Source organism: Staphylococcus sp. LCT-H4 (assembly GCF_001866145.1).
Lineage (GTDB): Bacteria > Bacillota > Bacilli > Staphylococcales > Staphylococcaceae > Staphylococcus > Staphylococcus succinus.
On record NZ_MODY01000005.1, the window covers coordinates 35320 to 56265 of the forward strand.

Annotated in this window: 22 protein-coding genes; 21 read left to right on the top strand and 1 reads right to left on the bottom strand. The window is 33.4% G+C overall.

Annotation, left to right across the window (positions count from 1 at the left end):
• Window positions 1-61: 61 nt before the first annotated feature.
• Window positions 62-727, top strand: coding sequence for a DUF2750 domain-containing protein (locus BK821_RS11730; protein WP_046837825.1), 666 nt, complete (start codon window positions 62-64; stop codon window positions 725-727).
• A gap of 101 nt (window positions 728-828) precedes the next feature.
• Here BK821_RS11730 and coaW read toward each other — a convergent pair whose 3' ends face one another.
• Entirely contained in the window at window positions 829-1626 is a 798-nt protein-coding gene (coaW, locus tag BK821_RS11735) for a type II pantothenate kinase (protein WP_046837824.1), read from the bottom strand.
• Window positions 1627-1888: 262 nt separating this feature from the next.
• On the opposite strand from coaW, the gene BK821_RS13660 reads away from it, so the two are divergent.
• The 20 genes from BK821_RS13660 (at window position 1889) to BK821_RS11830 (ending at window position 20939) form a co-directional block, all read left to right on the top strand.
• Window positions 1889-2017 (top strand): hypothetical protein, encoded by a 129-nt coding sequence (locus tag BK821_RS13660; protein ID WP_256201634.1) that lies wholly within the window; start codon window positions 1889-1891, stop codon window positions 2015-2017.
• A gap of 155 nt (window positions 2018-2172) precedes the next feature.
• Window positions 2173-3033, top strand: a complete 861-nt coding sequence (locus tag BK821_RS11740) for a GNAT family N-acetyltransferase (RefSeq protein ID WP_046837823.1) — start codon at window positions 2173-2175, stop codon at window positions 3031-3033.
• A 111-nt stretch (window positions 3034-3144) separates the two neighbouring features.
• On the top strand, window positions 3145-3690 hold the full coding sequence (gene rpoE, locus BK821_RS11745) for a DNA-directed RNA polymerase subunit delta (RefSeq protein WP_046837822.1): 546 nt from the start codon (window positions 3145-3147) through the stop codon (window positions 3688-3690).
• Between the two features lie 322 nt (window positions 3691-4012).
• Window positions 4013-5623, top strand: coding sequence for a CTP synthase (locus tag BK821_RS11750; protein ID WP_046837821.1), 1611 nt, complete (start codon window positions 4013-4015; stop codon window positions 5621-5623).
• 324 nt (window positions 5624-5947) lie between these two features.
• Entirely contained in the window at window positions 5948-6808 is an 861-nt protein-coding gene (fdaB, locus tag BK821_RS11755; protein WP_046837820.1) for a class IIb fructose-bisphosphate aldolase FdaB, read from the top strand.
• A gap of 333 nt (window positions 6809-7141) precedes the next feature.
• A complete protein-coding gene (locus tag BK821_RS11760) occupies window positions 7142-8401 on the top strand; it encodes a UDP-N-acetylglucosamine 1-carboxyvinyltransferase (protein ID WP_046837819.1) in 1260 nt (419 codons plus the stop codon).
• Between the two features lie 89 nt (window positions 8402-8490).
• Window positions 8491-8814, top strand: a complete 324-nt coding sequence (locus tag BK821_RS11765; protein ID WP_046837818.1) for a winged helix-turn-helix transcriptional regulator — start codon at window positions 8491-8493, stop codon at window positions 8812-8814.
• Between the two features lie 308 nt (window positions 8815-9122).
• Complete coding sequence (locus BK821_RS11770) at window positions 9123-10550, top strand: aldehyde dehydrogenase family protein (RefSeq protein ID WP_046837817.1); 1428 nt, start codon at window positions 9123-9125, stop codon at window positions 10548-10550.
• Between the two features lie 163 nt (window positions 10551-10713).
• Window positions 10714-12030, top strand: a complete 1317-nt coding sequence (gene rho, locus BK821_RS11775; RefSeq protein WP_046837816.1) for a transcription termination factor Rho — start codon at window positions 10714-10716, stop codon at window positions 12028-12030.
• Between the two features lie 146 nt (window positions 12031-12176).
• Window positions 12177-12434: a type B 50S ribosomal protein L31 gene (locus BK821_RS11780; protein ID WP_046837815.1), complete on the top strand. Its 258-nt coding sequence runs from the start codon at window positions 12177-12179 to the stop codon at window positions 12432-12434.
• A 206-nt stretch (window positions 12435-12640) separates the two neighbouring features.
• Window positions 12641-13240, top strand: a complete 600-nt coding sequence (locus BK821_RS11785; protein ID WP_046837814.1) for a thymidine kinase — start codon at window positions 12641-12643, stop codon at window positions 13238-13240.
• On the top strand, window positions 13240-14316 hold the full coding sequence (gene prfA / locus BK821_RS11790; protein WP_046837813.1) for a peptide chain release factor 1: 1077 nt from the start codon (window positions 13240-13242) through the stop codon (window positions 14314-14316). The genes BK821_RS11785 and prfA overlap by 1 nt, the downstream gene beginning before the upstream one ends.
• Window positions 14303-15139, top strand: coding sequence for a peptide chain release factor N(5)-glutamine methyltransferase (gene prmC / locus BK821_RS11795; protein WP_046837812.1), 837 nt, complete (start codon window positions 14303-14305; stop codon window positions 15137-15139). Before prfA ends, prmC begins: the two co-directional genes overlap by 14 nt.
• A gap of 93 nt (window positions 15140-15232) precedes the next feature.
• Window positions 15233-16279: an L-threonylcarbamoyladenylate synthase gene (locus BK821_RS11800; RefSeq protein WP_046837811.1), complete on the top strand. Its 1047-nt coding sequence runs from the start codon at window positions 15233-15235 to the stop codon at window positions 16277-16279.
• Entirely contained in the window at window positions 16276-16698 is a 423-nt protein-coding gene (locus tag BK821_RS11805; RefSeq protein WP_046837810.1) for a low molecular weight protein arginine phosphatase, read from the top strand. Before BK821_RS11800 ends, BK821_RS11805 begins: the two co-directional genes overlap by 4 nt.
• 147 nt (window positions 16699-16845) lie before the next feature.
• A complete protein-coding gene (locus BK821_RS11810; RefSeq protein WP_046837809.1) occupies window positions 16846-17370 on the top strand; it encodes a TIGR01440 family protein in 525 nt (174 codons plus the stop codon).
• A gap of 23 nt (window positions 17371-17393) precedes the next feature.
• Window positions 17394-18632 (top strand): serine hydroxymethyltransferase, encoded by a 1239-nt coding sequence (gene glyA / locus BK821_RS11815; RefSeq protein WP_046837808.1) that lies wholly within the window; start codon window positions 17394-17396, stop codon window positions 18630-18632.
• Window positions 18633-18650: 18 nt separating this feature from the next.
• Window positions 18651-19280, top strand: a complete 630-nt coding sequence (upp, locus tag BK821_RS11820; protein WP_046837807.1) for a uracil phosphoribosyltransferase — start codon at window positions 18651-18653, stop codon at window positions 19278-19280.
• 22 nt (window positions 19281-19302) lie between these two features.
• Entirely contained in the window at window positions 19303-20433 is a 1131-nt protein-coding gene (wecB, locus tag BK821_RS11825; protein ID WP_046837806.1) for a non-hydrolyzing UDP-N-acetylglucosamine 2-epimerase, read from the top strand.
• Between the two features lie 155 nt (window positions 20434-20588).
• The gene (locus BK821_RS11830; protein ID WP_046837805.1) at window positions 20589-20939 is read left to right on the top strand and encodes an ATP synthase subunit I; all 351 of its coding nucleotides are present in this window, start codon (window positions 20589-20591) and stop codon (window positions 20937-20939) included.
• The last annotated feature ends 7 nt before the right edge of the window (window positions 20940-20946 follow it).

Below are 20946 nucleotides of genomic sequence, written 5' to 3' on the forward strand. Positions count from 1 at the left end.
TACAGAATTATTTATATTCACAGTATAGGTACTTTATTAAAAATGAATTGAAGGTGTTAGAATGTCTTACAAAGAAAGTTCATTTTATCAAGATATTTTAGTAAATGAAGTGTTTTACGTTGCTACAAAATCAAAGCAATTAATCAAACATGAGATTTTGGGTAAGGATATTGTATGCGTTTGGACAGACAAAGCAAAAGCTAAGTCATTTTTAGACAAACATGAAATTGAGTATAGCCACATTAAACAACTTGATGTTGATCGATTTGTCACTTATGAAATGGAAAAAGTGTTTGATGAAGGCGAAGAAATATTGATGAACCCTGTGACTCATACAGATGGAGATTTAATAGATATTTATAAAGTGGCGGACGAAATGATGTCTGATTTAGATCATATTCGTTTGAAAGAATTTGTTAAGGATGTAGCAAAAGATGATGCGGTATTTGGGCTCACAAACAAAAATGAAAAGAGATTCATATTAATAAGTGATGATCGACCAGATAAGCCGCAAATCATGCCAGTTTGGAGTATTAGAAATAGAGCAGAAAAAGTAAGAAATGCAGATTTTGAAGAATGTGAAATCATTGAAATTGAGGGCGAAGTCTTTGGTGAATGGTTAGATACTTTACGCGATGATCATAAGGCAGTAGCTATTGATTTGAAACCCGGCGCTATTGGCACAATAGTATCTCCACAAAAAGTTATAGATCAACTCACATTCTAATATATGGTTGAGGATTAAATTTAATTATTTTTAGACATGTCTGAGATGTCAAAAAGCGAGTAACGCACATATTCCGTTACTCGCTTTTGGTTTATAATTACTTATAAATGAATAGCGCCAAGTGCTCCAGAAAAAGCGCCGTGTTCAATATAATAGGGCTTACATCCACGTAATACTGTGTAATCTTCAACGACTTCTCTTAATAAGGCATTGTTATGGAATGATGACCCTATATATGCAACATTTTCAGTTTGATGTTCCCTTGCCACAGTCACTGACATTGTTGTAATAACTTCGCCAACAACGCCTATGACAGAAGCTAATTTATCTGCATCTGTAAAGGTATGATCTAAGTTATGTAAGACATGACCAAAATTTGCAGCTGTTAGATCACCAGATAAAGGCGGTTCACTGTCTTTATATATATGTTTAACTTTTAGGTCAATAATTTCTCTATTACCATTTTGCGCAGTGTTTGTTAATTTTTGATAATCTTTAATGCCTGTTAATAAGTATCCCAGTCCTTGAATCATTCCACCGCCGGTACCCACGCCACCAACACGTTGTTGACTTTTACCATTTGAATAGTGTAATGAAGTACCTGTACCTACATTGGTAAATATATAATCATCTAAAAAGTGACCTTGCTCTTTTAAAAGTATTTCTAAACCTCTTGAAGCAGCGTCAAATTCAACAAATGTCTGTGAATCAGACTTTAATTGTTTTTGAATTAATGCAGCTTGCCCACCTGTTAAACTGATATGCGCTCCATCTTGTTGATTTAGCCAAGCAATAACTTCATCAATTTCTGTTGTTAATTTAGTCTTATATTTTCGTTTGCCATGATTTTCTTGAACAATCTTGATTAGAGTGCCTCCAGCATCAATGCCAATCTTCATCTAAGCGTCCCCCCAAATATTTTACATTATAACTAATATTATAATAAAATATTAGAAAATCAAATATGAAGTTAAAGAGTACGCAATTAATATTTAACTAAGCCTATGTATTTAAGTTAATGATGTAATTAAAGCGATTAATTTTTATGGAAATGCTAATTGGAAGACAAGAAAAAATACTTAATAAAACCAATGGTGGGTGTTACGTGCTGAATTACATAATAATGAAACGTGATATTCCATATTTTAAGTACATAGGGTCATGAATGAAGCGATGACAACACCAACGTTATTTCATATACCTTCTAATGATATGATTGAACAACAATGCGTATATGATGCGCTGTGTGAATGGGGTAAAACACATATGCCTATTGAAAAAATTTTTTAATGCAATGCATGGCCAAATAAAGGCCAGTTTAAAGTAATTTGGTTAATAAATTTTTAAAATTTAAAATAAATAATAAAACATCAATTATAAAGATTATAAATATTGCAAAAGTGGTATTGTAAGATAATGAATACGATTTAAATAGGGGATTAAATATGTTTATTAAAAAGCAATTCGAAAATATTACTGTTCAAGTGTACGAAGAACAATATAAAGATGAACTCTATAATTTTAAATTAAATGAGCGCCAACAAATTTATTCGTCTTTACCTAAAGATGTTTTAGAAGACGCGATTCATGATGAAAATAGAATTCCAAATATTGCTTTAAATGATAAAGGCCAAGTAGTGGGATTTTTTGTGTTGCACCAATATTATCAACATGAAGGTTACGATACACCTAACCAAGTCATTTACGTGAGATCATTATCAATTAATGAGCATTTCCAAGGTTTTGGTTATGGGACAAAAATGATGATGCATCTTCCGCAATATGTTCAACTGCTATTTCCGGAGTTTAATCATTTATATTTAGTTGTCGATGCTGAAAATAAAAGTGCTTGGAATGTATATGAACGCGCTGGTTTTATGCATGCTGCAACTAAAGAAGAAGGACCTATTGGTAAAGAACGCTTGTATTATTTAGATTTAGATTCAAAATATGTATCTTCTTTGAAATTAAAACCTAGCACGGATGATACACCTTATAATATACACATCATTGATTTATTTAAAGATGATTACAAAGTAGGATTTATTGCATTAGAAAAACACGACGACCGAATGAACATATCGTCAGTAGAAGTTAATAAAGAAGAACGGCATCATGGTATTGCTGAAAGCGCATTGAGACAGCTCTCAACATATATAAGAATACAGTTTGGTGGAGTTAAATTATTAACGATAACTTTATATGGCGAAAATAACGAATTAAAACCGTTATGCATAAATAGCAATTTTGTAGAAATTGATGCCGCAGATGATTTTATCGTTTTTGAAAAATACCTAAATTATTAATAGCGATTGCGAAATCTCATATTGTCATTTATAATTTACATTTGTTAATATAATTTAAGACGAACACAGTACTGATTTGGATAATGCCTTTGAAAGGAAGAATATTTAATTATGAGAATTCAAGATTATACAAAAGAAATGGTTGATGAGAAATCATTTATCGATATGGCCTATACGTTATTGCATGAAAAAAGCGATACGATGAATCTATATGATATTATTGATGAGTTTAAAGCACTTGGTCACTATGAAGATCGTGAAATTGAAGATAGAATTGTACAGTTTTACACTGATTTAAATACGGATGGTCGTTTCTTAAATGTTGGAGAAAACATTTGGGGCTTACGTGATTGGTATTCAGTAGATGATATTGAAGAAAAAATCGCGCCAACAATCCAAAAATTCGACATCCTTGATAAAGATGATGAAGAAGATAAAAACTTAAAATTACTTGGTGAAGATGAAACAGACGATGATGATGACATTCCAGCTGTTACAGACGATCAAGAAACTTTAAATGATCCAGAAGATCCAGAAGAAGACGACGTTGATGAAGAAATTGATGAATCTGATATCGTGATAGATGAAGATGATGAAGACTTAGATGACGAAGAAGAAGAAGAAGATTTTGAAGAAGAGGAAGAAACAGAAAAGTAATTCTGTGATATTTAATTGACTTTTCTCGTGAACATGATAAAATTTTATTCGGGCTCCTTTAATTAGGACGACGTGTATAAATATTATACGCTCCCCCTTACAAACTTGTGAGAGGGAGCGATTTTTTTATTTTATTTACTATAAAAGTTTTAGTTTATTTTAAAAGTTGTTTATTACAGTAATACATATCAATAATATTAAACAATAATTTTAATATGTAAAACAGGATAAACCACAAATAAGCAAGTGAATCGAATCAAACACTAAAGTGTCAATATCTGGTATTGAAAGAAAATACCGTTTTATTAATAGGAGGCATAACATGACAAAATTTATTTTTGTAACTGGTGGAGTCGTTTCTTCATTAGGTAAAGGTATTACAGCTGCATCATTAGGAAGATTATTAAAAGATAGAGGATTAAAGGTAACAATTCAAAAATTCGATCCATACTTAAACGTTGATCCAGGTACTATGAGTCCATATCAACATGGGGAAGTATTTGTGACGGATGATGGTGCAGAAACAGATTTAGACTTAGGACATTATGAACGTTTTATTGATATTAACTTAAATAAATATTCAAACGTAACAGCAGGGAAAGTATATTCTCACGTATTGAAAAAAGAACGTCGTGGAGATTATCTAGGTGGAACTGTTCAGGTCATTCCTCATATTACAAATGAAATTAAAGAGCGTTTATTATTAGCGGGGGAAAGTACAAATGCTGATGTTGTTATCACAGAAATTGGTGGAACAACAGGAGATATTGAATCATTACCTTTTATTGAAGCAATTAGACAAATTAGAAGTGATTTAGGTCGAGAAAATGTAATGTATGTACATTGTACGCTATTACCATACATTAAAGCGGCAGGAGAAATGAAAACAAAACCAACGCAACACAGTGTTAAAGAGTTACGTGGTTTAGGCATTCAACCTGATTTGATTGTCGTTCGTACTGAATATGAATTAACGCAAGATTTAAAAGACAAAATTGCATTATTCTGTGATATCGATAAAGCTAGCGTTATTGAATGTCGTGATGCGGATTCATTATATGAAATTCCATTACAATTGAGTAAACAAGATATGGATGATATTGTAATCGAGAGATTAGAACTCAATGCTAAATATGATACACAATTAGATGAATGGCAACACCTATTAGATACCGTGAATGGTTTAGAAGGAACAATAACTATTGGTTTAGTTGGGAAATATGTTAGTTTGCAAGATGCTTATTTATCTGTAGTAGAATCATTAAAACACGCAGGTTATCCATTCAAGAAAGATATAGAAGTGAAATGGATTGATTCAAGTGAAGTTACGGATGATAATGTAGCAGATATATTATCTGAAGTAGATGGTATCTTAGTTCCAGGAGGATTTGGATTCCGTGCGAGTGAAGGTAAGATTTCAGCAATTAAATATGCTCGTGAAAATAACGTACCATACTTCGGCATATGTTTAGGTATGCAACTAGCAACTGTAGAGTTTGCGAGAAACGTAATTGGTTTAGAAGGTGCACATTCAGCGGAATTAGATCCAAATACACCATACCCAATTATCGATTTATTACCAGAACAAAAAGATATCGAAGATTTAGGTGGTACTTTACGTTTAGGACTATATCCTTGTCATATTAAAGAAGGTACTTTAGCGCATTCTATTTATAATGAATCTGATATTGAAGAAAGACACCGTCATCGTTATGAATTTAACAATGAATATAGAGAACAGCTAGAAGCTAAAGGAATGGTTTTCTCTGGTACTAGCCCTGATGGCAGATTAGTTGAAATGGTAGAAATTCCTGAAAATGACTTTTTCGTTGCATGTCAATTCCATCCAGAATTTTTATCTAGACCTAACCGTCCACAACAAATTTTCAGAGCGTTTATCGAAGCGTCATTAAAAAATCAACAAAATAAATAACATACAAAAAACGCATGGTTTATTATAAGTTAAATAACCATGCGTTTTATTTTTAAAATTTCAAATTATAAAGTTTAGTGATGAAAATAGTATTTAACGTTATTGGTATAAAAATATATGATTTTTAATAAGTAATTGTAAACGAAAGTGTGTAAAGTTGTGATTTTACAAAAAATAAGATGATAAATATACTCATTTATAGGATTTAAAAATAAAAAATGAAATAAAAACGCTTACAATTATACAGAATAATGCAAAAAGTTTGTGTTTTTGATATAATTAGATTGTAAAAATATGTGCTTAAAGCACCAAGGAGGAACTTTCATGCCTTTAGTTTCAATGAAAGAAATGTTAATAGATGCAAAAGAAAATGGTTATGCGGTTGGTCAATACAACTTAAATAACTTAGAATTTACACAAGCGATCTTAGAAGCTTCTCAAGAAGAGAATGCTCCAGTTATCTTAGGTGTATCTGAAGGTGCTGCTCGTTATATGGGTGGTTTCTACACTGTAGTGAAAATGGTTGAAGGTTTAATGCACGACAAAGAAATTACAGTTCCTGTAGCAATTCACTTAGACCACGGTTCAAGCTTTGAAAAATGTAAAGAAGCAATTGATGCTGGATTTACTTCAGTTATGATTGATGCTTCACATGAATCATTTGAAGACAATATCGAAATCACTTCAAAAGTTGTAGAATATGCTCATGAACATGGCGTATCAGTTGAAGCTGAGTTAGGTACTGTTGGTGGACAAGAAGACGACATAATCGCTGAAGGCGTTATCTATGCAGATCCTAAAGAGTGTCAAGAACTTGTTGAAAGAACAGGAATTGATACATTAGCACCAGCATTAGGTTCAGTACACGGACCTTATAAAGGTGAACCTCAATTAGGTTTCAAAGAAATGGAAGAAATTGGTGCTTCAACTGGTTTACCATTAGTATTACACGGTGGTACTGGTATCCCAACTAAAGATATCCAAAAAGCAATTCCATTTGGCACAGCTAAAATCAACGTAAATACTGAAAACCAAATTGCTTCTGCTAAAGCTGTTCGTGAAGCTTTAAACAATGATTCTGAAATGTATGATCCTCGTAAATATTTAGGACCAGCACGTGAAGCAATCAAAGCAACTGTTATTGGTAAAATTAAAGAGTTTGGCACTTCTAACCAAGCAAAATAATTTAATAACTATTATAAAATAACTATTATACTATTGTATAATAGTTATTTTTTTATGTTATAATTTAACTGTATTTAGTAATGAATACAGAATATTAAATGCGAAGTATTTACATAAATTTTATAAGAAAAACATATTATTATGATTTAGACTGTAAAACATTGGGAATAAAAAAGGTAGCGAAAAAAATTATTCATGTTATACATTACTTAATATTATTTTGAAAAAGTTTTGGTAAATTGATGAACTTTACAAATCGTAAAAATTTAATTTATAATGCTAATGTTGTAGTGGAATAGAAATACCGATAGAAAGGTAAAGGAGAACAAGCGAATGGCTCAAGAAGTGATTAAAATTAGAGGTGGTCAAACACTTAAAGGCGAAGTGAATATTCATGGAGCAAAGAATAGTGCAGTAGCTATTATCCCGGCTGCAATTTTAGCAGAGGATAATGTAACAATTGAAGGCCTTCCGCAAATCTCTGACGTTGAAACTTTAGTCAGTTTATTAGGAGATTTAAATATTAAGACGGATTTAGATGGAACGACTTTAGAAATAGATCCAAATGAAATTGAAAATGCTGTGCTTCCTAACAATAAAGTTGAATCTTTACGCGCATCTTATTATATGATGGGAGCTATGCTTGGTAGGTTTAAAAAATGTGTCATCGGTTTGCCTGGAGGCTGTCCATTAGGACCTAGACCAATTGATCAACATATCAAAGGTTTTAAAGCTTTAGGAGCAAAGATTGATGAATCTAGCGAAACATCAATGAAAATCGAAGCAGATAAGTTAACAGGCGCTAACATATTCTTAGATATTGTGAGTGTTGGTGCAACGATAAATATTATGTTGGCTGCTGTGCGTGCTGAGGGACATACAGTGATAGAAAATGCTGCCAAAGAACCTGAAGTTGTAGATGTAGCTTCATTTTTAATAAGCCTGGGTGCTGATATTAAAGGTGCAGGTACGAGTACGATTAAGATTAATGGTGTGGAACATTTGCATGGCTCACGTCATCAAGTTATTCCAGATCGCATTGAAGCGGGTACGTATATGTGTATAGCAGGTGCATGTGGCGATGGTATTCAAGTCAATAATATTATATCTACGCATATAGAACCTTTAATAGTAAAATTAAAAGAATTAGGCGTTGATATTGAAGTTGGAGAAGACAGCGCAAGAATTAAGCGTAGTTTACCTTATACAAGCGTAGATATTAAAACATTAGTCTATCCAGGTTTTGCTACTGACTTGCAACAACCAATTACACCATTATTATTTATGGCTGATGGGGTTTCTTTTGTAACTGAGACAATATATCCTGCACGTTTTAAACATGTAGATGAGTTACGTCAAATGGGTGCGGATATTACAGCAGATGACGGCACAGCTAAAATTAAACCATCTAAACTTACAGGTGCTGAAGTTTATGCAAGTGACTTACGTGCAGGTGCATGTCTTATAGTTGCTGGTTTATTAGCAGAAGGTGTAACAACAATTTATAACGTAAAACATATTTATCGTGGATATACAGATATCGTTGAAACATTAAAATCACTTGGTGCAGACATTTGGACTGAAGAAGTTTAATTTTTGTGGTATAATAAGTATACTAAAAAATTAAAGTTTTGATTTAAGTGACTTTAATTATAGAATATAAGCGATATGAGGTGATGACCATGGAGGTTTGCCCTTATCTAGAAGAAACCTTTAAAATAGTAGGGAGAAGTTGGAACGGTCTTATAATTAATTATTTATCTAGGTGTACAGAAAGTTCAGCACATTTTTCTGACATGAAACGTGATTTGAAAACAATCACACCACGTGCACTTAGTATAAAATTAACAGACTTAAGTGAATGGGGATTAGTAGAGAAAAAAATTGTTTCTACTAGTCCAATGAATATCATATACCAACTTACAGATAAAGGTAATGCTTTGGCAAAAGCATTAGTACCAATGGAAAAATGGGCTCAAGATTATATTGAACTTGAGAACAATTAATTTTGATTTTAAACATGTATTGGCTGAAGGTTAGAAATAACATTCAGTCCGAATACTTGTAGGACACTCATTTACTAGGTGAGTGTCTTTTTTTATAAAATTTTTAATAAATACATTATTTTTATCAACAACAGTAATTAAAGCATTTCCTATATAAATAATTTAGGTAAAGCGTATGAATAACTATGAAGGCGTAAAGTAAATGATAAAGAAAACGTTTTATGTTATTTTTGTGAGCAGTATTGTTTAAAAATTTTAAAATTTGGTTAGAATATGGGTATCAACACAAGTTAAGGAGTGAATGATTAATGAGAAGTTTCAATAAACAATATATCAATGGACAATGGGTTGAAAGTGCGAGTGGAGAAACGCTTGAAGTGATTAATCCAGCTACAGAAGAAGTAGCAGGTACAATCGCTAAAGGTAACGAGGAAGACGTTAACAAAGCAGTAGAAGCCGCAGAAAATGTTTATTTAGAATTTAGAAATACTCCAGTTCAAGAAAGAAAAGAACTATTAGATAAAATTGTTCAAGAATATAAAAATAGAAAAGAAGACCTTATTGAAGCGATGACGGACGAATTGGGTGCACCGCTATCAGTCTCAGAAGAAGTTCACTATCGTATGGGATTAGATCATTTTGAAGCAGCGCGCGATGCATTAAATGATTTTCAGTTTGAAGAAAGACGTGGCGACGATTTAGTAGTGAAAGAGGCTATTGGCGTTTCTGGTCTAATTACCCCTTGGAATTTCCCAACTAACCAAACTTCATTAAAATTAGCTGCTGCATTTGCTGCAGGTAGTCCAGTCGTATTAAAACCATCTGAAGAAACACCATTCGCTGCAATTATCTTAGCAGAAATATTTGATAAAGTAGGCGTGCCAAAAGGTGTGTTCAACTTAGTGAATGGAGACGGAATTGGTGTAGGTAATCCATTGACTTCACATCCTAAAGTGAGAATGGTTTCATTTACTGGTTCAGGTCCTACTGGTACGAGTATTATGAAAAAAGCCGCAGAAGATTTCAAAAAAGTATCACTTGAATTAGGTGGTAAATCACCATTCATCATTTTAGATGATTCAGATATTGAAGGTGCTGCTAGTGCTGCTATGAATAAAGTTATTCACAATACTGGACAAGTTTGTACTGCAGGTACAAGAACATTAGTGCCAGAGAGTATCAAAGCAGAATTTTTAACTGCTATTAAAGCGCAATTTAGTCAAGTTAAAGTAGGTGATCCTAGAGCAGAAGGTACTCAAGTTGGACCACTTATTAATAAAAAACAATTTGACCAAGTTCAATCATATATCGATAAAGGTATTGAAGAAGGTGCTGAATTACTATTCGGTGGACCTGGTAAACCTGAAGGAATCAACGAAGGATATTTTGCACGTCCGACAGTATTTAATAACGTCGATAACAAAATGACAATTGCACAAGAAGAAATTTTTGGTCCTGTCATGTCTATTATCACATATAATGATTTAGATGAAGCAATTGAAATTGCTAATGATACAAAATATGGTTTAGCTGGATATGTATATGGTAAAGATACAGCTAACTTACAAAAAGTAGCACGTTCAATTGAAGCTGGAACAGTTGAAATTAATAATGCTGGACGTAAACCAGATCTACCATTTGGTGGTTATAAACAATCAGGTATTGGACGTGAATGGGGCGACTATGGTATTGAAGAATTCTTAGAAGTAAAATCAATTGCTGGTTATTATAAATAATCAGTTGTTTGAAAGCAAGACAGTCTATCTGTCTTGCTTTTTTTGATATTTAGTAAGTAAAATACATTTTGTAATTAAATAAAAAATTTGCTATAGTTAGAAAAGTAAATAGCGCTATGCAAAACGTTATTTAAATACTTATTTATGAAATGGGTGCAAGATAATGCCTGACAAAGTACGAACATCACCTCAATATGAGTCGTTCCACGAATTGTACAAAAATTACACTACAAAAGATCTCACTCAAAAAGCAAAATCTCTTAAATTAATAAATTATAGTAAACTTAATAAAAAAGAACTCGTTCTTGCTATTATGGAAGCGCAAATGGAAAAAGACGGTAATTATTATATGGAAGGTATCTTAGATGATATCCAACAAGATGGTTATGGTTTCCTAAGAACAGTCAATTATTCTAAAGGTGAAAAAGATATTTATATATCTGCCAGTCAAATCCGACGTTTTGAAATTAAACGTGGTGATAAAGTTACTGGTAAAGTAAGAAAGCCTAAAGATAATGAAAAATATTATGGTTTATTACAAGTTGATTTTGTAAATGATGAGAATGCAGAAGAAGTAAAAAAGCGTCCTCACTTCCAAGCGTTAACACCATTATATCCAGAAGAACGTATCATGTTAGAAACAACACAACAAAATTATTCAACTCGGATTATGGATCTAATAACGCCGATAGGTTTAGGTCAACGTGGTCTGATTGTTGCACCACCAAAAGCAGGTAAAACTTCTTTATTAAAAGAAATTGCCAACGCGATTGCTATCAATAAACCAGATGCAGAATTATTTGTATTACTCGTTGGAGAACGTCCAGAGGAAGTTACAGATATAGAACGTTCAGTAGAATCAGCAGAAGTTGTACATTCTACGTTTGATGAACCACCACAACACCATGTCAAAGTGGCGGAATTACTATTGGAGCGTGCAAAGAGACTTGTTGAAGTCGGGAAAGATGTCATTATCTTAATGGATTCTATTACAAGATTGGCGCGTGCGTATAATTTAGTGATACCACCAAGTGGCCGTACTTTATCTGGTGGATTGGATCCAGCGTCATTACACAAGCCTAAAGCGTTCTTTGGCGCTGCAAGAAATATTGAAGCAGGTGGCAGTATGACGATATTAGCAACTGCCTTAGTAGATACAGGTTCTCGTATGGATGACATGATATACGAAGAGTTTAAAGGTACAGGTAATATGGAATTACACTTAGACCGTAAATTAGCGGAACGACGTGTATTTCCAGCCATTGATATTGGTCGTAGTTCTACAAGGAAAGAAGAATTATTGATTTCTCCTAAAGAATTAGAATCATTATGGCAATTACGTAATATGTTTACAGATTCGCTTGACTTCACAGAAAGATTTGTACGTAAATTGAAACGTACAGATAACAATAAAGAATTTTTTGAACAATTACAAAAAGCTGCTAAAGAAAGCACTAAGACAGGAAAACCAATTATTTAAAGTTTAAATAACCGAGTCCATAATAACTTAATATCGGATAAAGGGTTGCGTTTTATAATTAAAGCAATTATAATTATCAAGTATTGGGTAAAAAACTCACAAATAAACTCTGTTCCAGATGGTTCAGGGCAAAGGAGCTGAAAACAATGAGACAAAATATTCATCCTGAATACCACACTGTTATATTTTACGATACAACAACGGATTTTAAATTCCTAAGTGGTTCAACTAAATCTTCATCTGAAACAATGGAATGGGAAGATGGCAACGAATACCCAGTTATTCGTTTAGACATTTCATCTGACTCACATCCATTTTACACAGGACGCCAAAAATTCGCTGCTGCGGATGGTCGTGTGGAACGTTTCAACAAAAAATTTGGTTACAAATCAAGCAACGAATAATTGTTGCGAAAAAGCATTCTCATATAATGAGAGTGCTTTTTTTGTATTATCACGTATTTGATAGTGTGAAATACGATGAAATTAAGAACGGGTTTCAACCGTTCTGATACATAAAATAACAAAATATCTTAGAAAAATAGCATATTTCATTTCATAAAATATGATATAATGAATCGATTATGTTTTGAAAAAAGGTGGAACGCATGATGTATGAAACTTATCATTCCGGATGGATTGAATGTATTACTGGAAGTATGTTTAGTGGTAAATCTGAAGAATTAATTCGTCGATTAAGAAGAGGCCTTTATGCTAAGCAAAAAGTAGTTGTATTTAAACCGGCTATAGATGACCGCTATCATAAAGATAAGATTGTTTCTCACAATGGTAATGCTATTGAAGCAATCAATATTTCAACAGCAGCCGAGATACTAAAACACGATTTGACAGAAGTTGATGTCATAGGTATAGATGAAGTGCAATTTTTTGAAGAAGGCGTAGTAAAAATTGTTGAACAATTAGCTGCAAAAGGTCATAGAGTCATTACAGCAGGATTAGATATGGACTTTAGAGGTCAACCCTTTGAACCAATCCCTAAACTATTGGCTGTGAGTGAAGCAGTTACGAAACTGCAAGCAGTTTGTGCTGTTTGTGGTGCTTCTTCAAGTCGCACACAAAGATTAATTGATGGAAACCCAGCAAAAATAGATGATCCAGTTATATTAGTTGGAGCAAATGAAAGTTATGAACCGAGATGTAGGGCCCATCACATCGTTGCACCAAGTGATCATATGAAGGAGGAAATGTAGTGTTTGATCAATTAGATATTGTAGAAGAAAGATACGAACAATTAAATGAATTATTGAGTGATCCAGAAGTTGTAAACGATCCTAATAACTTACGTAAATATTCAAAAGAACAAGCAGATTTACAAAAAACTGTTGAGGTTTATCGTGAATATAAACAAGTAAAAGAAGACGTTGCAGATGTAGAAGAAATGTTAAAAGAAACAAAAGACAAAGAAGAAATCGAAATGTTAAAAGAAGAGAGTCAATCTCTAAACAGCAGAATACCTGAACTTGAAGAATCACTTAAATTATTATTGATTCCTAAAGACCCAAATGACGATAAAAACGTAATTGTTGAAATTCGTGCTGCTGCTGGTGGAGACGAAGCAGCAATTTTTGCGGGTGACTTATATAGAATGTATTCTAAGTATGCTGAAATTCAAAATTATAAAACTGAAATTGTTGAAGCAGCTGAAAGTGACCATGGTGGTTATAAAGAAATCAGTTTCTCAGTTTCAGGTACAGGTGCATTTAGTAAATTAAAATATGAAAATGGTGCGCATCGTGTACAACGTGTTCCAGAGACAGAATCAGGTGGACGTATCCATACTTCAACTGCAACGGTGGCAGTATTACCAGAAGTAGAAGATGTTGAAATAGAAGTTCGCAACGAAGATATTAAAATCGATACGTACCGTTCTAGTGGTGCGGGTGGTCAACATGTCAATACTACAGATTCAGCTGTGCGTATTACACATATTCCAACAGGCATCATTGCAACCTCTTCAGAAAAATCTCAAATACAAAACCGTGAAAAAGCGATGAAAGTATTAAAAGCGCGCTTATTTGATATGAAATTACAAGAAGAGCAACAAAAATATGCTGCTCAACGTAAATCAGCTGTTGGTTCAGGTGATCGTTCAGAACGTATTAGAACATACAATTATCCTCAAAGTCGTGTGACTGACCACCGCATTGGTTTAACACTGCAAAAGTTAGATCAAATTATGGAAGGGAAATTGGACGAAGTTATAGATGCATTAACAGTAGCAGAACAAACTGACAAATTGAAAGAGCTTAATAATGGTGAATTATAAAGCTGTGCTTGATGAAGCAAAAGCCAAGTGTGTTGAGATAGGTTTTGAACCTAGTCGTGCCGAGTGGTTAATGTTAGATTTGTTTCGTTGGAGTAAATCAGACTTTATCACGCATCTTAATGATGATGTTCCCAATGAACATTTGTTGCTTTTTAATACCGCTAAAGAACGAATGTTAACGGGAGAACCTATTCAATATATTGTAGGATTCCAATCGTTTTACGGAGAAACCTTTAAAGTGAGTCAACATTGTTTGATACCACGACCAGAAACTGAAGAAGTTATGCTTCATTTCTTTAAACAATTAAATCATGGTGATTGCGTGGTTGATATAGGAACTGGGAGTGGCAATATTCCGGTCACGCTAAAAATGATGGATGAAACATTAGAAGTGTATGCCACGGATCTATATAGTGAACCATTGATGATTGCAAAAGAAAATGCACAATTACATCAGGTAGATGTCCAATTTCTACAAGGTGATACATTGGAACCATTAATCACTCAAGGTATAAAAGTGAATGGGCTTATTTCCAATCCTCCTTATATAGACGATGATGAGGCAACGCTCATGGATGACACTGTTTTAAAATATGAACCGCATAATGCGCTTTTTGCAGAGGATAAAGGGTATAAAATATACGAAAAGATATTGGAGCAGTTACCAGAAATATTATTACCTCAAGCTAAAGTAGTATTTGAAATCGGGTTTAAACAAGGTCCAACGTTAAAACAAAAAATTAATGCTAAATATCCGTTATTAGATGTTCATATTATAAAAGACATTAATGGAAATGATAGAATCATTTCCTTTGAGTGGTGATAGGAAGTTATGTACTAGACATGATTAGTCATGTAAGTGCATAACTTCTTATTTTGTTTTAAAATTAATAATGTAATGAAAGGATGTGTTTGGATGGAAACGAAGATATGGGATGTACGTGATTATAAAAATCAACTGAGCGATTATCCTTATATTAATGAAATAAAAGATATATTTGAACAAGGTGGATTAATTGCCTTGCCTACAGAGACAGTATATGGATTAGGCGCCGATGCTAGAAATGATGAAGCGGTTAAAAAGATTTTTGAGGCAAAAGGAAGACCGTCAGATAACCCATTGATTGTACACATATATGATATAAATGATTTAAAAGCCTTTACTACTGGGTTAACAGAGGATATCAAATTATTGATGAAACATTTTTGGCCAGGGCCAATTTCCTTTATCTTACCTTTGAAAGAAGGGTACTTATGTAAACGTGTAAGTGGAGGTCTTGCATCGATAGCAGTGAGAATGCCAAGCCATCCAATTGGAAGAGAAATATTAAGATATGTAGATATGCCAATAGCTGCACCTAGTGCAAATTTAAGTGGTAGACCCTCACCGACAACTTTTGATCACGTGTTTAATGATTTAGCTGGACGTATAGATGGCATTATTCATGGTGATCAAAGTGAAGAAGGGTTAGAAAGTACCGTATTAGACTGTACACAATTTCCATTTAGGATAGCTAGACCTGGTTCAATTACAAAGACAATGATTGAAAGTATTATCCCAAATAGTATTGCTACAGAAACAACTTTAAATATAGAACAACCTATAGCCCCGGGTATGAAATATAAGCATTATGCCCCGGATACGCCGATACAGATTGTTGAAGAATTAAATGGTGACACTCCTATCTCAAATAAAGACTGGAGTCATACTGCTTTTATTTTGCCTAAAAGTAAACGAAATATTGTACCTAAAACAGCTATTTTCATACCTTTATGTGAAACTGAGGATGATATTAAAGGTGCTAATCATAACCTATATCCTATATTGCATCAAATCGATGAAGAAACGACAATTGAAAATGCATATATTTATGGTTTTCAAATCAACGATAGTACAACAGCAATTATGAATAGAATGATGAAAGCTACAAATCAATCAATCATAAAAGGAGAGCAGCTATGAGAATAATTTTTGTTTGTACAGGTAATACTTGTAGAAGTCCTATGGCAGAAAGTATAGCTAAAGCTAAAATGCCATCAATCACAATTGAATCACGTGGTATTTTTGCAATAGAGGGAGCATCGACTTCACAACACACATTGAATATATTAAATGAAAACAAGTTGCCTAACCCATCTCATGCAAAGGTATTTAACGAAACAGATTTGAATGCCGATTTAATATTGACGATGTCGCGAGCACATAAAGCAGCAATTCAACAAAATTATGTTGATACTGAAAAAGTGTTTACTTTAAATGAATACGTTCAGCAAAATGGAGAAGTCTTTGACCCATATGGCGGGAATGAAGCAGACTACCTTAAAATTTATGACGAATTGACTATACTGATAGAACGTTTAAAAAATAAAATATTAAAGTAATAAATTTGTGAAATTGGTATAAGTGAGTAACTAAATACGTTATAATAATGACGTGTAGCAAATTTGCTATCGGTTATTTTTTGTATGTTTCATCACATCTAGGTATATATATACTTTTAAAATCAATGTTTTAAATGGGGTGGGAGAATGGAAGATTTGAAGTTATTGCTAAATGAGTTAAAGTCAAAATCATTCTTTAAAGCTAATGAATTATGCGTAATTGGTTGTTCTACTTCAGAAGTTATTGGTCAACGTATAGGCAGTGTTGGATCAATGGAAGTAGCACAAGAAATTTTTGAAGCACTTAAAGAAGTTGAACATGAAACAGGTACATCTTTTGTGTTTCAAGGCTGCGAACATATTAATAGAGCAATAACCATTGAAAGGTCTAATTTCAACCCACTTACGATGGAAGAAGTGACAGTAATACCTGATGTTCATGCAGGTGGTAGCTTATCAACATATGCCTATCGTCATATGCAAGATCCAATCGTAGTTGAACACATATCAGTTCCAAGAGGTATTGATATAGGTCAAACTTTAATTGGGATGCATATACAGCATGTAGCGATTCCAGAACGTACAAGTGTTAAGCAAATTGGTGAAGCAATTGTAACAATCGCTTCTTCAAGACCTAAGAAAATTGGTGGCGAAAGAGCAAAATATATCTAATACAGAAACGAGGAAATTACCCAATGTCATTTATTCAAGAGCAAGATAAAGAAATATATGAAGTGATTCAAAATGAATTCAACCGTCAAAACAACAATATCGAGCTTATTGCTTCAGAAAACTTTGTTTCAGAAGCAGTTATGGAAGCGCAAGGTTCAGTATTAACAAACAAATATGCTGAAGGTTATCCAAACAGAAGATACTATGGCGGTTGTGAATATGTGGATGTATCTGAAACTTTAGCAATCGAACGTGCCAAAAAATTATTTGGTGCTGAACATGTCAATGTCCAACCACACTCTGGTTCTCAGGCAAATATGGCTGTTTATCTCGTAGCATTAGAACACGGTGATACTGTATTAGGAATGAACTTAAGTCATGGAGGCCACTTAACACACGGTGCCCCTGTAAACTTTAGTGGCCAATTCTACAATTTTGTTGAGTATGGTGTAGACAAAGAAAATGAACAAATCGATTATGATGAAGTATTAAAAGTTGCTAAAGAAAGTCAACCTAAATTAATTGTCGCAGGTGCTTCAGCTTACTCTAGAACTATTGATTTCAAAAAATTCAGAGAAATTGCAGATGAAGTAGGCGCAAAATTAATGGTAGATATGGCACACATCGCTGGTTTAGTTGCTGTTGGTTTACATCCAAATCCTGTAGAATACGCAGACTTTGTAACTACAACTACACATAAAACATTACGCGGACCTCGTGGTGGAATGATTTTATGTAAAGAAGAATACAAAAAACAAATTGATAAAACAATTTTCCCTGGTATTCAAGGCGGACCTTTAGAGCATGTTATCGCTGCTAAAGCAGTAGCATTTGGTGAAGCGCTACAAGATGACTTTAAAGTATACCAACAACAAGTAGTTAAAAATGCTAAAACGCTAGCTGAAACACTTATAAGTGAAGGTTTCAAAGTTGTATCAGGCGGTACCGATAATCATTTAGTTGCTTTAAACGTTAAAGATTCTGTTGGCATTACAGGTAAAGCAGCTGAAGAAGCATTAGACGCTATCGGCATTACATGTAATAAAAATACAATTCCTTTTGACCAAGAAAAACCATTCGTAACAAGTGGTGTTCGTTTAGGTACACCTGCTGCAACAACACGTGGATTTGATGAAGCTGCTTTTGAAGAAGTTGCAAAAATAATCAGCTTAGTATTAAAAAATCCTGAGGATGAAAAAGCATTAGAAGAAGGAAAAGAAAGAGTTAAAGCTCTAACTACAAAACATCCTTTATATAATTAAAATTGGAGGAAGTAAATTATGGGCAAAGTACATGTTTTTGATCACCCGCTAATTCAACACAAATTAAGTTATATTCGTGATGTACATACTGGGACAAAAGAATTCAGAGAGTTAGTAGATGAAGTGGGTATGCTTATGGCATACGAAGTAACGAGAGATTTAGAATTACAAGACGTTGAAGTTGAAACACCTGTGACTAAAATGATAGCTAAACGTTTAACTGGTAAAAAATTAGCGTTTGTACCGATTCTTAGAGCAGGTTTAGGTATGACACAAGGCATACTTAATTTAGTACCGGCAGCTAGAATTGGTCACGTTGGTTTATATAGAGATCCAGAAACACTTGAAGCGGTAGAATATTTTGTGAAATTACCACAAGATATTGAAGAAAGAGAAATCGTAGTCGTGGACCCTATGTTAGCAACAGGTGCATCAGCTATTGAAGCTATTAATTCTTTGAAGAAACGTGGCGCGAAAAACATTCGTTTTATGTGCTTAATCGCAGCGCCTGAAGGTGTAGAAAAACTACAAGAAGCACATGAAGATGTCGATATTTTCATCGCAGCATTAGATGAAAAATTAGATGATCATGCTTATATTACACCAGGGCTAGGTGATGCAGGAGACCGTTTATTCGGAACAAAATAGTTTCGTCCAGGAGTGGAGTAAAATGAAAAAAATAATGACTGTCTTTGGGACACGTCCTGAAGCAGTGAAAATGGCACCTCTAGTATTAGAATTGCAAAATGATGCTGAACTAGAACCTGTAGTTGTGGTTACTGCACAGCATAGAGAAATGTTAGATTCTGTACTAACCAGCTTTCATATAGAACCAGACTATGATTTGAATATTATGAAACAAGGTCAGTCACTATCTGATATTACTTCTCGTATATTGACAAGGATTGAGGATGTTATCAAAAAAGAACAACCGGATATGATACTTGTTCATGGTGATACTATGACAACATTCGCTGGGAGTTTAGCAGCATTATATAATCAGATTCCTATCGGTCACGTGGAAGCGGGATTAAGAACATGGGATAAATATGCTCCATTTCCTGAAGAAATGAATAGGCAAATGGTAGGAGTAATGGCTGATTTAAACTTTGCTCCTACCAATAATGCTGCAAATAATCTGATTGCAGAAAATAAACCTTTAGAATCTATTGTTGTTACAGGTAACACTGCAATTGATGCGATGAAGACAACAATTCATAATAATTATCAATCAGCAATTATTGAAAAACATAGAGACAAACGCATTATTTTATTAACTGCACATAGACGTGAGAATATAGGTGAACCTATGGCTCATATCTTTAAAGCTATTAGAGATATTGTAGAATTGTATGAAGATGTTGTAGTGGTTTATCCTGTACACAAAAATCCGAAAGTTAGACAAATAGCAGACAAATATTTGTCTAACCATGCACGTATTGAACTGATAGAACCGTTAGAAGTGGTTGATTTTCATAATTTTGCTCAACAAGCTTATCTGATATTAACAGATTCGGGTGGTGTACAAGAAGAAGCGCCGTCACTGGGGAAACCTGTTTTAGTATTGAGAGATGCTACTGAAAGGCCCGAAGGCGTGGATGCAGGCACACTGAAAATCGTTGGTACAAATGAGCAACATATATTTGAATCAACAAAACAATTGTTAGAAGATGAGACGGTATATCAATCTATGAGTGAAGCACGTAATCCTTATGGAGATGGTAAAGCATCAAAAAGAATTTGTGAAAATATAAAATACTATTTCCACTTAATTTCAGAAAAACCGGAGTCTTTCAAATAATATTGGGCTTAATGTGTCGATTTTGTGACAAGCTTGTAAAAATTTTAACTACAATTTGAATAGAATTGACACGTTAACTACCCTATATTATTATTAAAACTATATGATTGGAACGGTTTTCATAAATGAACTATAAAATGAAACGAGGCACAAAAATGAAACGTTTCAATATCATTTTTAATCAGTACATACAGTACTATTTATATGGTATCATTGTACTAGTTATTGTGTTTATTTTCACATGCTCGCCATTTATATTAGGTCTTGTTATTGGAACAATAGGTTCACTTATTAACACCTTTACGTTTGAATATTTTTTAGCAAAAGCTAAAGAAAAGGATAACATACATATTTCAACGGGCAACGTGTGGAGATATTTAACGGTGATCCTAGCTTGTTGCATTTGGGTATTATTTAAAGACTATATTAATATTTTTGGTGTAATTGTTGGTTTATTGATTTCATATGTTTTAATTATCTTCAAACCATTTATTCAAAAGAACTAAATTTTTA